Here is a 13434-nt window from a genome sequence, read left to right on the forward strand (position 1 = left end):
GGCCAGCCTGGAAGGTTGGCTTTCAATGTACATAGCGGCCACCGTTTCCAATGGACCGATCAGACGCGCAAATGCCCCGCACTTTCGGCACTCCGGCCGCGGCTTGCTTCATTGCTCGCTCGCGGCGGGGCTGGCGCCCTGCGCCCACACCAGCGCGGAGAGCTGGGCGGCATTGACCTGCGCCGGGCTCAGGAACAGCGCCTCCGACAGGCGCGCCGCCTGCCCGTCGTCGAGCTCGCAGCTCTCGGCCAGCGCCACGAAGGGGCCGTACAGTCCTCCGCGCGAAAGAATGGCCTGCTGCACCGCCTCGGTGAGCTGCACCTTGCGCAGCACGCCTTCCATGGACACGCCCAGCAGCTGGTCGAGCAGCGAGAACATGCCCGCCACGAAAAGGTTGTCGGCCTCGCTGGCAGGCAGCATGCCCTGCCCCACCAGCTCGACGAAGCGCCCGCGCAGGATGGCCTTCTTCATCATGTAGGGCGAGCCCGCCTTGTTGCTGGTGGCCAGCAGCAGCGAGAGCCAGCGGTAAAGCGGCGAGTAGCCGAGCATGGCGACCGCATGGCGCAGCGAATGAATCTCCACCGCCATGCCCACCGCGGGCGAGTTGATGTAGCGCAGCAGGCGGTAGGTGAGCGCGGCATCGTGCTTGAGCGCGGCCTCGATGACGCGCAGGTCTTCGTTGCGCTGGAGCATCTGCATCAGCTGCACGATCAGCAGCGACTCGGGCTGCAGCGCGTCTTCGGTCTCGAGCACCGGCGGGTTGCGGAAGGCGCCGTCGATGAACACGTTCACGCGCCGCGACGCACAGGCATCGAACTCGGTCCAGTCTTCCACGCGCGAGGCCACCGGCTCCACCGGCGGGTGGCCCAGTTGGGCGTCCTGGCGCAGGCGCGCGACGGTGTCCGCGTCGTTCGCGCCGACTTCGAGGTGGGTGACGATGGAGCGCAGCTCCGGGTCTTCAGGCAGTACGGTGCCTGCGCACTGCATGAAGCCGAAGCCCTGCTCGCGCAGGAACAGCAGGATGGAGCGCAGGTCGGCGTCCATCAGTTCGTCCGCGCGCATGCACAGCACCACCTGCTGCGGCGGCAGCGACTGGAGCTCGCTCTGGAAGAGCGCGTCGACCGTCACGTCGACGAACAGCAGCTGCGATCCCAGCAGCCAGCCTTCGTCGCCAGGGTTGAGGTGCATGGCGAGCGTGTCCATGAGCGCCTTGACGCCCGCTGCGCCGGACGCATCGGAAGCCGCGCCGGCGGCGCGCCAGGCCATGCGATAGCCGATCACGCGTCTCTGCGCGTCGAGCAGCATCGCGTAGGCCAGGTGGCCTTCGCAGCCGGCCTCGGGCTGGGTGGAGGCGCCGGTTTCGGCGCCGGCGCCTTCGGAAGCGCGACGGAAGAAATCAAACCGCATTCAGCTGTCTCCGTCGGATGTCAGAGTGCAATGGCGTCGGTCCTCCGGGCCGCGCCCGCGAGCGCGGCCGCACTCGCGGCCTGCGCGCGCTGGATGCGCGGCATGGCGCCCACGTCGATGATGAAGGCCACGCTGCCGTCGCCGAGGATGGTCGCGGCGGAGATGCCGGGCACCTTGCGGTAGTTGGTCTCGAGGTTCTTCACCACCACCTGGTGCTGTCCGAGCAGCTCGTCCACCAGCAGCGCGAAGCGGCTGTCATCGGCCTGCACGATCACCAGGATGCCCTGCGTGGGGTGCGTCTGCGCGCCGGCCACGTCGAACACGCGGTGCAGTTCGATGAGCGGCAAGTACTCGCCGCGCACGCGGATCACGTGGCCGTCGGCGGTGATGGAATGCAGGTGCTCCGGCAGCGGCTGCAGCGACTCGATGACGTAGCTCAGCGGCAGGATGTAGGCCTCGCTGCCCACCTTCACCGACATGCCGTTGAGGATGGCCAGCGTCAGCGGCAGCACGATGCGCGTGGTGGTGCCCTGGCCGCCGCGCGAGTGGATCTCGACGTGGCCGCCCATTTCCTGGATGTTGCGCTTGACCACGTCCATGCCCACGCCGCGGCCCGAGATGTCGGTGACCTGCTCGGCGGTGGAGAAGCCGGGCGCGAAGATGAGCTGCCACACCTCGTCGTCGGGCATGGTTTCGCTCACCGGCAGGCCCTGCTGCATGGCCTTGGCAAGGATGCGCTCGCGGTTGAGGCCCGCGCCGTCGTCGCTCACCTCGATCACGATGTTGCCGCCGTGGTGCTGCGCCGACAGCAGCAGCTGGCCGGTGGCGTCCTTGCCCTTGGCCAGGCGCACCTCGGGCGTCTCGATGCCGTGGTCGAGGCTGTTGCGCACCAGGTGCGTGAGCGGGTCGACGATGCGCTCGATCAGGCCCTTGTCGAGCTCGGTTTCCTTGCCGTAGGTGTCCAGGCGGACCTGCTTGCCCAGCTTGGCGCTCACGTCGCGGATGACGCGCGGGAAGCGGCTGAACACGTAGTCCATCGGCATCATGCGGATGGACATGACCGATTCCTGCAGGTCGCGTGCGTTGCGCTCCAGGTGGCCCAGGCCGCTGAGGAAGCGCTCGTAGGCCACCGGATCGAGCATGGTCGCGGCCTGCGTGAGCATCGACTGGGTGATGACGAGCTCGCCCACGAGGTTGATGAGCTGGTCGACCTTCTCGACGTCGACGCGGATGGAGCTGGATTCCTTGGCGGCGGCGGACGAAGCGGCTGCCGTGGCGGGCGCCGAGGGTGCGGGAGAAGGCGCGGGCTGCGGCTTCGCGGCTTCCACGATCGCGGCGGGCTCGGGATCGGGCGCGCGCGCGGGTGCGGCCACCGCTGCCGGAGCTTCGGCAACCGCTTCGTGCGTGATGTCGATCTGCGATTCGTCGATGACGAAGCAGCAGACGGCGACGATGTCGTCTGGCGAGCAGGTGGTTTCGAGCAGCACTGTGAGCTGGTCGTTGCTGCGCGTGCTCGAGAGCACCTTGCCGAGATTGGCCAGCTCGCCGGTCAGCAGCTCGCATTCGCTTTCCGACAGGCGGGCGAAGCGGACGCGCAGTGCGCCGCCGCCGCCCTTGCCGGCGGCGGCATCGGCCGGCGCAGCCACGGGCTCGGAGGCTGCCACAGGCACGGGAGCCGGCGCGGGAGCCGGCGCAGGAGCCGGCGCAGGGGCCGGAGCGGGCGCGGGTGCCGCCGCACTTGCGTCACCGCTTTCGAGCGCGAGTTGCTGAAGCACGCCACAGATGTGCGCGACCATGTCCGGGTCCGGCTCGTTGCCTGCCTGGTAGGCGGTGAGTTGTTCTTGCAAGGCGTCCTTCGTTTCCAGGAATGCATCGATCATCCGGCCGGTCAGACGCAGCTGCCCATGGCGGGCGCGGTCCAAAAGCGACTCGAGAACGTGCGTGGTGTTGGTAAGGGCAGTGAAACCGAAAGTCGCTGCGCCGCCCTTGATGGAGTGCGCCGCGCGGAATATGGCGTTGAGCTGTTCGCTGTCGGGGGCGTCGACATCGAGTTCCAGCAGGAGCTGCTCCATCTCGGCGAGCAGTTCGATGGCTTCGACGAAGAAGGCTTGGGTGAATTGACTGAGGTCCATCTCGTGTCTTTGTGTGTTTCTTGTTGTTGTGCCGTCTGCTGTCGTGCGTCCGTTCAGTCCGCCTTCGCGGCCGCCTTGCCGATGCGCAGCCCGCCGACGGGCTCCGCGCTGTTCTCGCGCTCGATGCGCTCCTGGGTCCGGTGGTTGAGCAGGATGATGCTGATGCGCCGGTTGATCGGGTTGCGCGGATCGGCCTTGTCCAGGTGCATGCTGTCGGCCAGGCCGATCACGCGCAGCACCTTGCCCTCGGCCATGCCGCCGGCCACGAGTTCGCGCCTCGATGCGTTGGCGCGGTCTGACGACAGCTCCCAGTTGCCATAGGACCGGTCGTTGGTGTAGACGATGGCGTCGGTATGCCCCGACAGGGTGATCTTGTTGGGCAGGCCGTTGAGCGCCGGCGCAAGCTCGCGCAGGATGGCGCGCATGTGCGGCACCACGCGCGCGCTGGCCAGCTCGAACATCGGGCGGTTCTCGGTGTCGACGATCTGCAGGCGCAGGCCCTCGGTGGTGATGTCGATGAGGATCTGGGAGCGGAACTGCTGGAACACAGGGCTCTTCTCGATCAGCGCGTCGAGATTTCTCTTCATCTCGGCGAGGCGGCTGGCGTCGGCCTCGTCCTCGCTCGCGGTCTCGGTGAGCTTGACCTCGCCCTCCACGTGCACCGGGTCGGCGCCTCCGCCGGGGATCATGCTGGTGCTGAGGCTGGACTTGTCGCCGCCGGTGAGCGCCACGCGCAACGGCATGCGGAAGTGCTCCGCGATGCCTTCGCGCTGCTTGGTGCTGGAGATGGAGAGCAGCCACATCACGAGGAAGAAGGCCATCATGGCCGTCATGAAGTCGGCATAGGCGATCTTCCAGCCGCCGCCGTGCGCGCCCCCGTGCTTGCCCTTGTGGACGTGCTTGAAGATGACTCTTGGCTTGTCGTCGCTCATGATCGCTGGCTGCTCTGTGCTGGCTCGTGCGATGGGCGCGTCAGCGCGCCTTGACTTCGCGGACGTGGTCGTCCAGCTCGGTGAACGAGGGGCGCTCGGTCGAGAACAGCACCTTGCGGCCGAACTCCACTGCGAGCTGAGGCGCGTAGCCGTTGAGGTTGGCCAGCAGCGTGACCTTGGCGCACTGGTAGATCTTCATGCCCTCTTCCACCTTCTGCTCGATCAGCGAGGCCAGCGGCGAGACGAAGCCGTAGGCCAGCAGCACGCCGAGGAAGGTGCCCACCATCGCGTGCGCGATCAGCGCGCCCATTTCGGAGGGCGGCAGGTTGGCGGAGCCGAGTGCGTGCACCACGCCCATCACGGCCGCGACGATGCCCAGCGCGGGCAGCGCGTCGCCCACGCGCGAGAGGCTGTGGCCGGGCACCGCGGCCTCGTGGCGGATGGTCTCGATCTCGTGGTCCATCAGCGCCTCGATCTCGTGCGCATCGGTGTTGCCGCTGATGACCAGGCGCAGGTAGTCGCACAGGAAGACGGTGATGCCCTCGTGCGCCATGATGTTCGGATAGCGCGTGAAGATCTCGCTCTGGGACGGGTCTTCCACGTCGGTCTCCAGCTTCATCATTCCTTCCTTGCGGGCCTTGGCGAGCAGCTCGTACAGCAGCGCGAGCAGGTCCATGTAGAGCTGGCGGTTGTGCTTGGAGGTGCGCAGCAGCAGGGGCAGCTCCTTGATGGTGGCCCTGATGGTCTTGCCGTTGTTGCCGGCGATGAAGGCGCCCAGCGCCGAACCGCCGATCATGAGCAGTTCGACCGGCTGGAACAGGACGCCGAAGTGCCCGCCCATGAGGCCGTAGCCACCGAAGACGGCACCGATCACCACGATGTATCCAACCAGAACCAGCACGCGCTTCCCCTATCGCCCAGCGGGCGTCGAATCAACAAACCCCTGGCGGCCATGGCCGCCGGCGGGGCACTTTTCCTAGACGGCGCCGCCGATGTCCATCACCGGCGCCACCGCGACGAGCCCGCCGCGGCGGCGCTCTGTCGCCTTGGGCTTGCGTGCCTTGCCCGCGCGCGAAGGCGGACGGCACAGCACGCACACGTATCCGTTCTTGTTGTCGTGCGCATGCGCCACGAAATGGCCGCCGCAGCGACAGCAGGTGCTCAGCTGCAGCATGTCGCTGTCGAAGAAGCGGACCATGGTCTCGGCGCGGGTGAAGTCGAGCACCACCTCGCCACCGTTGGCCTCGACCTGCTGCGTGTAGAGCCGGTAGGCCTTGATGAGCGCGGGCAGCTCGTTCTCGTCCGCCTCGTCGAGCATGAACCGGTAGATGTTGTAGAACATCGACGAGTGGATGTTGGCCAGCCATGTCATGTACCAATCGGTGGAAAACGGCAGCAGGCCCTTGGGCGGAGAGACGCCCTTGAGTTCCTTGTAGAGGCGGATCAGGCGCTCGCGGCTCAGCGTGACCGCGGCTTCCAGGAACTGCAGGCGCGCGCCGAGGCCGATCAGCTCGATCGCGAGCTGGACCTGCCGCACCTCGCCCAGGACGCTCTTGCTGGTCACGCCGCGCTCGCTCCGCGCATCTGCGCCTGCGACTGTGCCTGCGCCTGGCGCGCGGCCATCAGGATCGACATATGCGCCTGCTGCAGCGCAGGCTCCTTGCCCTCGCCGACCACCGCGAACATGGGGCGGTCGTCCAGCCGGAAGCTGCACAGCAGGAAGTTGGACGCGGCCAGCTTCACGATCTGGCTGAGCGACATGTTCGCCAGCAGATCGGCCAGCTCACGGCCCACGCCGAGGCGGAACATGGCCTCGGCCCTGTCCTGCTTCACCAGCTTCTGCGCCAGCAGCATATAGGCCAGATTTATCTCGCCGATTTCCCTCGAAATCACGCCGTTGGCGGTGATGTTGACGTTTTCCATCTCTGATCCCATTTCCGATTCAAAGCTCACTTCGTGCTCCTAACAATCGTGTATACATTATATACACAAAGTTTTACATGTTGAAGTGTTTTGTATGACATGAGGGTAAAAAAGGTAGGAGGCATCTGACAAGGCACTCCTCATCTCCCAATGGAGACCCCGCGTTTACAGGTGTCAGCCGTTTGGGTAACAAATGTTTCAGACGCCACCAAAAAAAGCGCGAATTTATTCGTCAGCAACATCGAATTGATAAACGCTATGGGTTTATTTAGTCCCGATGAAAGACCATTTGAACGAATTTCTCGATTCATGATTTCACATTGGTCCATCTGGTCAATTAGTCGCCTGCGCGACCCTCGAGGCGGTAGATCCACGCCATCACCTCCGCCACGGCGAGGTACAGCTGCGGCGGGACCTGCCTGTCCAGGTCGACCTGCATCAGGAGCTTCACGAGGTCGGCCGACGAGTGCACGTAAAGCCCGTGCTCGCGCGCCTCGCGCATGATCGATTCGGCGACCACGCCATAACCCTTGGCCACGACGACGGGCGCCCGCGTCTTGTCCGCATAGGACAGCGCGACGGCGCTGTTGCGGTTGTCGAGCACCTCGTTCATTGGAATACCTTCGTGCTTCGCACCGCGGTGCGAGCTTGCCTGGGGCGGCCCGGCGCGGCGCTCATAGCGCAACCTCCTTCGCGGCGACCAGCACCTGCTGCAGCTGCAGGCCCGCGGCGTCGAAACGCTTCGCGAGCCGGCCGGTGTCGCCGCGCAGGCGCACCATGGTCGAAGCCTCGCGCGCGAACAGATGCGCCTGGACGGCCTGGCCGTCCAGGCTCAGCCGCAAGTCGACCTCGCCAAGCTTCGGCAGCTCCAGCGAGACCGTGGTCGACCAGCGGCGCGCACCCTCTTCTTCGGCCACCGCGCCCTCGCGCGCCTCGGACCGGGCCTGTTGTTCTTCCTCCACAGTCCAGCTCATCGGCACGTCGGGCCAGGCATGGCCGTTCCAGCGGAAGACCGAGCTGGCCAGCAGATCGAGCTGCTGGTGCACCAGCGTGACGGCCTGGGGATGGATCACTTCGCCGCCGCGCAATGCCGGCAGGGCCGTGGCGCTGTCGGCCTGGCGCGCGGATTCGCCGGCGCGGTGCGCGGGCATCGAATCGAAGCCGCCGCCGGGCGATGCGCTCTCGGGTTGCCGATAGGCGGCCTGCACCCGCGCCGCGTCGTTCGCCGCGGCTTGCTGTTCCAGAGTCTGCGGTTTGCCTTGCGAGGAGGAGACACCGGCGTCCTGTGGCTGCCCTGCTGTGGCCGGCGCCTGTGGCGCGGCAACGCCCACCGCGCGGGCGCCGTCGCCCTGCACCGCGGGCACCTGAGCTTGCGCCACGAGCGAAGGCAGCGCATCCGGCGAATCGACGATCGCCGCCGTCGATGCGGCAGCCACCACCTGCGACGCGACCGATGCACCCGCCTGCGTTTTCGCGATCACCGGCACGGCCCACTGCGCCTGGGGCTCCTGCTTCATCTGCGCGAGCGTGCGGCCGCCGGCCGTGAACGACGCCAGGTGCGATTCATAGAAGAGCCCGCTGTCCGACACAGCCTGCGCCAGCGTGCCCGCCAGCGCCGCGGCGTTCACCGGCTGCGCGCGCGAAGGCATCAGCGGCACGGCGCCACGCACCGGCCCCGGTTGCGCCTGCAGGTCGGCCAGCACCGCGCCGATGACGCGCGCCGCCACCGACAGCCGCGTCTCCATCGAAGGCTGGGCGCCGGAGCCGGCATGGGGAGTACCGCCGGCAGCGGCACCCGGGATCTGCCTGTCGAGCGCCGCATTGGAAGGCAGCCTGACATCGTTCTCGACCTTGCCGATCGCCACCGCCGGCCCGGGCGCGCCGATGGTGGTCTCGGGCTTGATGCCGAGCACGTCCAGCCGCGGCGCGAGCCTTGCGGCCAGCAGCGCGTCGAGCAGTCCGGCGAGTCCAGTCATGGTGCGGTTTCTTCAGGTCGTCCGGCAGCCGCGCTCAGTGCGGCGGCCCGTAGGCCCTGCCGAGGTTCTTCTGCTGCGTGAGATATCCCATGCGGCTGATCAGGCTCTCGAGCTGCGGCTTGATGAGCCCCGACACCTCGGCCTGGTCGGAACGTATGCGCTCCAGCAGATCGAGCACATGCTCGACCTGCGTCGCGTCCAGCAGCTCGTGGGGCTCGATGGCCTTCAGGCGCTCCACCATCGCCGAGCAGCGGGCTTCGAGCGCGGGGAGCTGGCCCCACTCCTTGGCGCGCGCCAGCACCAGCATCGATGCGATGCCGGTGGCCAGCTCTTCGTAGCAATGAACGACCTCACTCCGGAATGCCATGTTTTTCTGTTTCTCTTGCGGTTGCATTTCAGCCACGGGCCCGGTCGTCGATCTCCCGCCAGGCGGAAGCGATGTTCTCGAGCAGCCGGTCGGCCTCGTCCAGGGCCAGCACGTCGTTGTGCAGGTTGGCGCGGAACAGCCGCTGCACGATGTAGTCGTACAGTGCCGAAAGGTTGGCCACCAGCTCGGCGCCGGCCTCGCCGGCCGCCTGGGCGTCGAGCCCGGCCTTCAGGCCGTTGTCGACGATGCCGATGGCCTTGGAGATCGCGTTGCCCTTGGCTTCGGTGTCGCCGGCGGCCATGTGGTGGCGCGCCATGCCGATGGCGGTCTTGGCGCCATCGAACAGCATCGTGATGAGCTGGTGCGGCGACGCGCTCATCACGCTGGTCTCGACACCGAGGCGCGCGTAGGCACCGGCACCTGTGCGCATGTTGTGGGGGGTGTACATCGGCTGGTGCTCCAGGTTCCGCGTGCCTTGCGTCCTACTTGGACTGCTTCGACATCGCGTCGAACTGCTGCGTGAGGTAGTTCTTGGTGTTGTTCAGGTTGTTGATCAGCACGTCGAGCTGGTTGAACTGCTTGCGATAGCGGTCGACCGTGGCGTCCACGCGCAGCTGCATCGCGTCGTACTGGGTGTCGAGTTCCTTGATGGTCGCCGTCACGCCGTCGCTGGCCACCTTCAGCGCGCCCTTGGTCACGTCGTCCACCAGCGCGTCGATCTGCTTGCCGTAGCCGGCCTTGCTGCCGGTGGCGCTGGAGAACAGGTTCGCCACGCCCTTGAGGTTGTTGGCCAGCGCCTTGTCCAGCTTGTCGGAGTCGACCGCCAGGGTGCCGTCCTTCTGGAAGGACACGCCGATCTCGGTCAGCACCTTCATGTCGTTCGTGCCGCCGGACTGCGGCGCCACGAGCGCCTGGCGGATGCGCGTCTGCAGGTTGCGCAGCGTGCTGTCGCCCACCAGTGCCGCGGCGGTCTTGGTGTCGGCGTCGTACGCGGTCAGCGTCTTGGCCGTGCTCTGCAGGCTGTTGTAGGCCTTCACGAAGTCGTTGATGGCCGTCTTCACGCCGGCCGTGTTCTCCTTCATGGACAGGCCGGTCTTGCCGGTGCCCACCAGCGTCAGCGTGGCGCCCTGGATGGCTTCCTTCACCGTGTTGGTCGGGCTGGTGACGTCGATGCCGTTGACGTTGAGCTTCGCGTTCTGCGCCGCCGAGGTCTGCTTCAGGCTCTGCGCGCCGGCGGGGTCGTTGTTCAGCAGGCCCTGCAGCGCCGCGTCGCCGTCGACCGCGATGCGCATGCTCGACTTCTCGCCGGTCTGCGTCGAGGTCAGCACCAGGCGGTTGGGCGTGCCGCTGCCGTCGTTCACGATGCTGGCCGTGACGCCCGCGTTCGCGCCGTTGATGGCGTTGCGGATGCCTTCCAGCGTATTGTTGGTCGAGTCGATGGTGATCGACTTGGCGGGCCGGCTCGCGTCGGCGGTGAAGGTGGCGCCGCTGTACTGGCCGCTCGCCGGGTCGAGCGTGCCGCCGGTGATGGCGCCGAAGTCGATGGTGATCTTGCCGGTGCCGATGGCGGCCTTGGCGTCGGCCTGGCCCGCGCTCACCAGCGTCTGCGACTGCGCGATCTGCGACACGTCGATGGTGTAGTTGCCCGCCGCGCTCGTGTCGGTGGCGGTTGCCGACAGGATGCCGCTGACGGTGGGCGTGCCCGTCACGCTCTGGAAGAACGTCGGGTCGCCGAGCTTCTTGGCCGCCGCCTGCAGCGTGGAGAGCGCGCTCTGGATCGTGCCGTAGGCCGACAGCTTGCTCGTGTAGCTCTTGGCCTTGGCCTGCAGCGCCACCATGGGCTGCTTCTCGGCGGTCTCGAGCTGCGTGAGCAGGGAGGCGAGGTCGAGGTTGGCGCCGACGCCGAGACTGCTGATGGTTGCCATGTGGATGCTTTCCTGTTTTTCCTTGATTGAGATTGCCGGTGCCCGCGTGCCGGCCTCAGGCCGCGTGGTCCACCAGCAGTCCGTTGCCGTCGTTCATCAGCTTCGCGATGCGCACGACTTCCTCGTTGGGAATCTGGCGGATGACCTCGCCGCTGGCGCGGTCCACCACCTTGACGATGACCATGTCGGTCTCCTTGTCGACCTCGAACTGCAGGCCGACCTCGCGCAGCGCGAGCGACTCGTTCACCTGGCGCACCGCCTGCTCCACCTGGACCGGCGTCGCGCCCTCCTTCGCGTCGTCCTTCTCGGCCGTGGCGGCGGCGGCAGAGGCCGCGCCCGCGGCGCCGCCGACGAGCAGCTGCGTCCACTGGTTGTCCTTCACGGAGTTCGCCGACACGGGGTTCAACATCATTTCCACCTTGCTGTGCTGGGTTCGCTGTTCTCTGCGGCCTCGCCTGGACCGGCATGGCCGCAGGGAACAGCGCAGGCACTCCCGGATTGCGCCAGGGGCCTGCGTCGGCCGGATCCCAACCCAGGGGAGGGACCCGGCTTTCCTCTGACTTCTCAGTACCTTTCGATCAACGCAGGAGCGACAGCACGCCTTGCGTGGTCTGGTTGGCCTGCGACAGCACCGAGGTACCGGCTTGCTGCAGGATCTGGGCGCGCGTCATGTTCGACACTTCGACCGCGTAGTCGGCGTCCTGGATGCGCGAGCGCGACGAGGACAGGTTCACGACCGTGGTGCCGAGGTTGGCGATCACCGAGTCGAAACGGTTCTGCACAGCACCCAGGCTGCCGCGCAGCGTGTCGACCTTGGCCAGGGCTGCGTCGAGCGCGGCCAGCGGGTTGCTCGTCTTGGTGCCCTTGCTGGTCGTGTCCGTGGTCAGCTTGCCGGCGGAGTTGACGTAGGCCACTGCGCCCACGTCGGCTGCGTACTTGCCCGTGCCGGTCGTCGAGGCAACCGTCACTTCGCCGTTGACTGCGTTGACGTTGTAGCTCGTGGTGTACGACGCGGTCTTGGTCATCTCCTTGTCGTTGTCCATGTACGTGTCGCTGGACTGGCCACCGGCAGCGGCGAAGGTCACGGTCGAGGCGAAGATGCCCGAGCCCAGGTTCACCGTCGAGGCGGCGCCGGCGACGGCGGTCTTCACGTCGTCCTTCGAAACGGTCTTCGTGTAGGTGAAGCCCGAGTTCGCGGCAGCGCCGAAGTTGTAGGTCGTGCCGTTGAGCTGGACGCTGGATGCGCTGGCGGTGGTGTCGCCGCTGGCGAACAGGCCCGACAGCGTGGCGGCCGGAGGAGCGCCGACGTTGTTGGTCGTCAGGTTGCCGCCCGAGAGGTAGGCTGCCTGGCCGCCGATGGTGATCGCGCCGGCGCTGTCGACTTCGAAGTTGGTGGTGCCGCTGACGCCCGTGAAGGTGCCCGAGAACTTGTTGCCCGCGGTCGGCAGCAGCGTGCCGGCGAAAGCCGTGGTGGGAGCACCGGTGGCGACGGCGACGGTGGTCGTGAAGTTGCCGGCGGCGGCGTCGTACTTGTAGGTGGTCGCGCCCACGACAGCCGTGTTGCCGTCCTGCATCGCGTCGACGGCCTGCTCGGCGGTCACCTTGGCGAAGCTGGTGGTCACGACGTACGGGCCCGTGCCGGTGGCGCCGGCCTTGGTCAGGTCGTTGACGTTGGCCTTGGCGTTGGCCGACACGCCCTTGCCGTTGACGTTGAAGCCGTCCAGGCCCAGGGTCTTGGCGCTGATTTCCTGCAGGTCGATGTCGATGGTTTCACCGTCGTTCGCGCCGACTTGCACGGTCAGCTTGCCAGCGTCTGCCGACAGGACCTTCACGCCGTTGAACTGGGTCTGCTGCGAGACGCGGTTGATTTCGTCCATGCGCTGGCCGATTTCAGCCTGGATGGAGTCCAGGTCGCTGGCCGAGTTCGTGCCCGTGCCGGCCTGCACAGCCAGTTCGCGGATGCGCTGCAGGTTGTTGTTGACTTCGGTCAGGGCGCCTTCCGTCGTCTGGGCGATCGAGATGCCGTCGTTGGCATTGCGGGTGGCTTGCGTCAGGCCCTTGATGTTGGCCGTGAAGCGGTTGGCGATGGCCTGGCCGGCGGCATCGTCCTTGGCGCTGTTGATGCGCATGCCCGAAGACAGGCGCTCGATGGCGCTGTTCAGCGCCGACTGCGACTTGTTCAGGTTGTTCTGCGTGAGCAGGGAGAGGCTGTTCGTGTTGATGACTTGCGCCATGTTCGACTCCTGATTGATGAAAAAGGTTGTGGACTCCGGCTTTTGGCCGTAACGCTGGACCCGCTTCCACTTAGAGACTCAAGCCATCGTTGACTTGGTTATCGGCGGGGCCCTGCGAACCTTTAGGGGGCATGCACGAAAAAGTTGCGCGCCCCTCTCCACATCACCCGTTCACCCTTCAGGCCTGCAGGTTCATCACTTCCTGGTAGGCGGTCACGAGCCGGTTTCGAACCTGCAGCCCGGTCTGGAACGCGACGTTCGCCTTCTGCATGTCGACCATCACGTCGTTGAGCGCGACGCCGGGCTTGCCCAGCTCGAAGGACTCGGCCTGCGCATAGGCCTGCTGCTGGGCGCCGCTGATGTTGGCGAGCGAGCGCTTGAGTTCGGCGGCGAAGCCGCCGGCTTCGGCCGGGGCTGCCGTCTGCGGCGCGATGCCCGTCTGGACCGCGGTGGCCCGCATCTGCTGCAGGACCGATTCGATGGCGCTGATGGACATGGTGATCCTCTTCCTCTTGTTTGTCTGAACACTTCTGCGTGA

At 66.7% G+C, this 13434-nt stretch carries 14 protein-coding genes; all 14 read right to left on the reverse strand.

From position 1 onward, the window contains the following. Window positions 1-108: 108 nt before the first annotated feature. A complete protein-coding gene (locus ABL844_RS24765; RefSeq protein WP_418129367.1) occupies window positions 109-1407 on the reverse strand; it encodes an EAL and HDOD domain-containing protein in 1299 nt (432 codons plus the stop codon). 20 nt (window positions 1408-1427) lie between these two features. Continuing rightward, on the reverse strand, window positions 1428-3539 hold the full coding sequence (cheA, locus tag ABL844_RS24770; protein WP_418129369.1) for a chemotaxis protein CheA: 2112 nt from the start codon (window positions 3537-3539) through the stop codon (window positions 1428-1430). A 53-nt stretch (window positions 3540-3592) separates the two neighbouring features. Further along, window positions 3593-4471, reverse strand: a complete 879-nt coding sequence (gene motB / locus ABL844_RS24775; RefSeq protein WP_126023322.1) for a flagellar motor protein MotB — start codon at window positions 4469-4471, stop codon at window positions 3593-3595. Window positions 4472-4511: 40 nt separating this feature from the next. After that, entirely contained in the window at window positions 4512-5372 is an 861-nt protein-coding gene (motA, locus tag ABL844_RS24780) for a flagellar motor stator protein MotA (RefSeq protein WP_126023321.1), read from the reverse strand. 75 nt (window positions 5373-5447) lie between these two features. Continuing rightward, window positions 5448-6035, reverse strand: coding sequence for a flagellar transcriptional regulator FlhC (flhC, locus tag ABL844_RS24785; RefSeq protein ID WP_126023320.1), 588 nt, complete (start codon window positions 6033-6035; stop codon window positions 5448-5450). After that, complete coding sequence (gene flhD / locus ABL844_RS24790) at window positions 6032-6394, reverse strand: flagellar transcriptional regulator FlhD (RefSeq protein WP_184641079.1); 363 nt, start codon at window positions 6392-6394, stop codon at window positions 6032-6034. Before flhD ends, flhC begins: the two co-directional genes overlap by 4 nt. Window positions 6395-6731: 337 nt before the next feature. Beyond that, window positions 6732-7007: an EscU/YscU/HrcU family type III secretion system export apparatus switch protein gene (locus ABL844_RS24795; RefSeq protein WP_126023319.1), complete on the reverse strand. Its 276-nt coding sequence runs from the start codon at window positions 7005-7007 to the stop codon at window positions 6732-6734. 61 nt (window positions 7008-7068) lie between these two features. Next, on the reverse strand, window positions 7069-8370 hold the full coding sequence (locus tag ABL844_RS24800) for a flagellar hook-length control protein FliK (RefSeq protein ID WP_418129370.1): 1302 nt from the start codon (window positions 8368-8370) through the stop codon (window positions 7069-7071). Window positions 8371-8404: 34 nt separating this feature from the next. Next, the gene (locus ABL844_RS24805) at window positions 8405-8737 is read right to left on the reverse strand and encodes a flagellar protein FliT (RefSeq protein ID WP_221297679.1); all 333 of its coding nucleotides are present in this window, start codon (window positions 8735-8737) and stop codon (window positions 8405-8407) included. Between the two features lie 28 nt (window positions 8738-8765). Beyond that, window positions 8766-9185: a flagellar export chaperone FliS gene (fliS, locus tag ABL844_RS24810; protein ID WP_184641077.1), complete on the reverse strand. Its 420-nt coding sequence runs from the start codon at window positions 9183-9185 to the stop codon at window positions 8766-8768. A gap of 34 nt (window positions 9186-9219) precedes the next feature. After that, the gene (gene fliD / locus ABL844_RS24815; RefSeq protein ID WP_418129371.1) at window positions 9220-10662 is read right to left on the reverse strand and encodes a flagellar filament capping protein FliD; all 1443 of its coding nucleotides are present in this window, start codon (window positions 10660-10662) and stop codon (window positions 9220-9222) included. Between the two features lie 55 nt (window positions 10663-10717). Then, window positions 10718-11074 carry a flagellar protein FlaG gene (locus ABL844_RS24820; RefSeq protein WP_184641075.1) on the reverse strand — a complete coding sequence of 119 codons (357 nt, stop codon included), beginning with the start codon at window positions 11072-11074 and terminating at the stop codon, window positions 10718-10720. Window positions 11075-11240: 166 nt separating this feature from the next. Continuing rightward, on the reverse strand, window positions 11241-12896 hold the full coding sequence (locus ABL844_RS24825; protein ID WP_184641074.1) for a FliC/FljB family flagellin: 1656 nt from the start codon (window positions 12894-12896) through the stop codon (window positions 11241-11243). Window positions 12897-13074: 178 nt separating this feature from the next. Continuing rightward, window positions 13075-13392 (reverse strand): flagellar hook-basal body complex protein FliE, encoded by a 318-nt coding sequence (gene fliE, locus ABL844_RS24830; RefSeq protein WP_126023313.1) that lies wholly within the window; start codon window positions 13390-13392, stop codon window positions 13075-13077. Window positions 13393-13434: the final 42 nt, after the last annotated feature.

The sequence above is a fragment of the Variovorax sp. 278MFTsu5.1 genome (genome assembly GCF_048305045.1).
GTDB lineage: Bacteria > Pseudomonadota > Gammaproteobacteria > Burkholderiales > Burkholderiaceae_C > Variovorax > Variovorax guangxiensis.

What these genes read in the sequence shown, in the direction of transcription:
- ABL844_RS24765 (WP_418129367.1), bottom strand. Translation starts at nt 1,407, where the DNA reads ATGCGGTTTGATTTCTTCCGTCGCGCTTCCGAAGGCGCCGGCGCCGAA.
- cheA (WP_418129369.1), bottom strand. Translation starts at nt 3,539, where the DNA reads ATGGACCTCAGTCAATTCACCCAAGCCTTCTTCGTCGAAGCCATCGAA.
- motB (WP_126023322.1), bottom strand. Translation starts at nt 4,471, where the DNA reads ATGAGCGACGACAAGCCAAGAGTCATCTTCAAGCACGTCCACAAGGGC.
- flhD (WP_184641079.1), bottom strand. Translation starts at nt 6,394, where the DNA reads ATGGAAAACGTCAACATCACCGCCAACGGCGTGATTTCGAGGGAAATC.
- ABL844_RS24795 (WP_126023319.1), bottom strand. Translation starts at nt 7,007, where the DNA reads ATGAACGAGGTGCTCGACAACCGCAACAGCGCCGTCGCGCTGTCCTAT.
- ABL844_RS24800 (WP_418129370.1), bottom strand. Translation starts at nt 8,370, where the DNA reads ATGACTGGACTCGCCGGACTGCTCGACGCGCTGCTGGCCGCAAGGCTC.
- ABL844_RS24805 (WP_221297679.1), bottom strand. Translation starts at nt 8,737, where the DNA reads ATGGCATTCCGGAGTGAGGTCGTTCATTGCTACGAAGAGCTGGCCACC.
- fliS (WP_184641077.1), bottom strand. Translation starts at nt 9,185, where the DNA reads ATGTACACCCCCCACAACATGCGCACAGGTGCCGGTGCCTACGCGCGC.
- fliD (WP_418129371.1), bottom strand. Translation starts at nt 10,662, where the DNA reads ATGGCAACCATCAGCAGTCTCGGCGTCGGCGCCAACCTCGACCTCGCC.
- ABL844_RS24820 (WP_184641075.1), bottom strand. Translation starts at nt 11,074, where the DNA reads ATGATGTTGAACCCCGTGTCGGCGAACTCCGTGAAGGACAACCAGTGG.
- ABL844_RS24825 (WP_184641074.1), bottom strand. Translation starts at nt 12,896, where the DNA reads ATGGCGCAAGTCATCAACACGAACAGCCTCTCCCTGCTCACGCAGAAC.
- fliE (WP_126023313.1), bottom strand. Translation starts at nt 13,392, where the DNA reads ATGTCCATCAGCGCCATCGAATCGGTCCTGCAGCAGATGCGGGCCACC.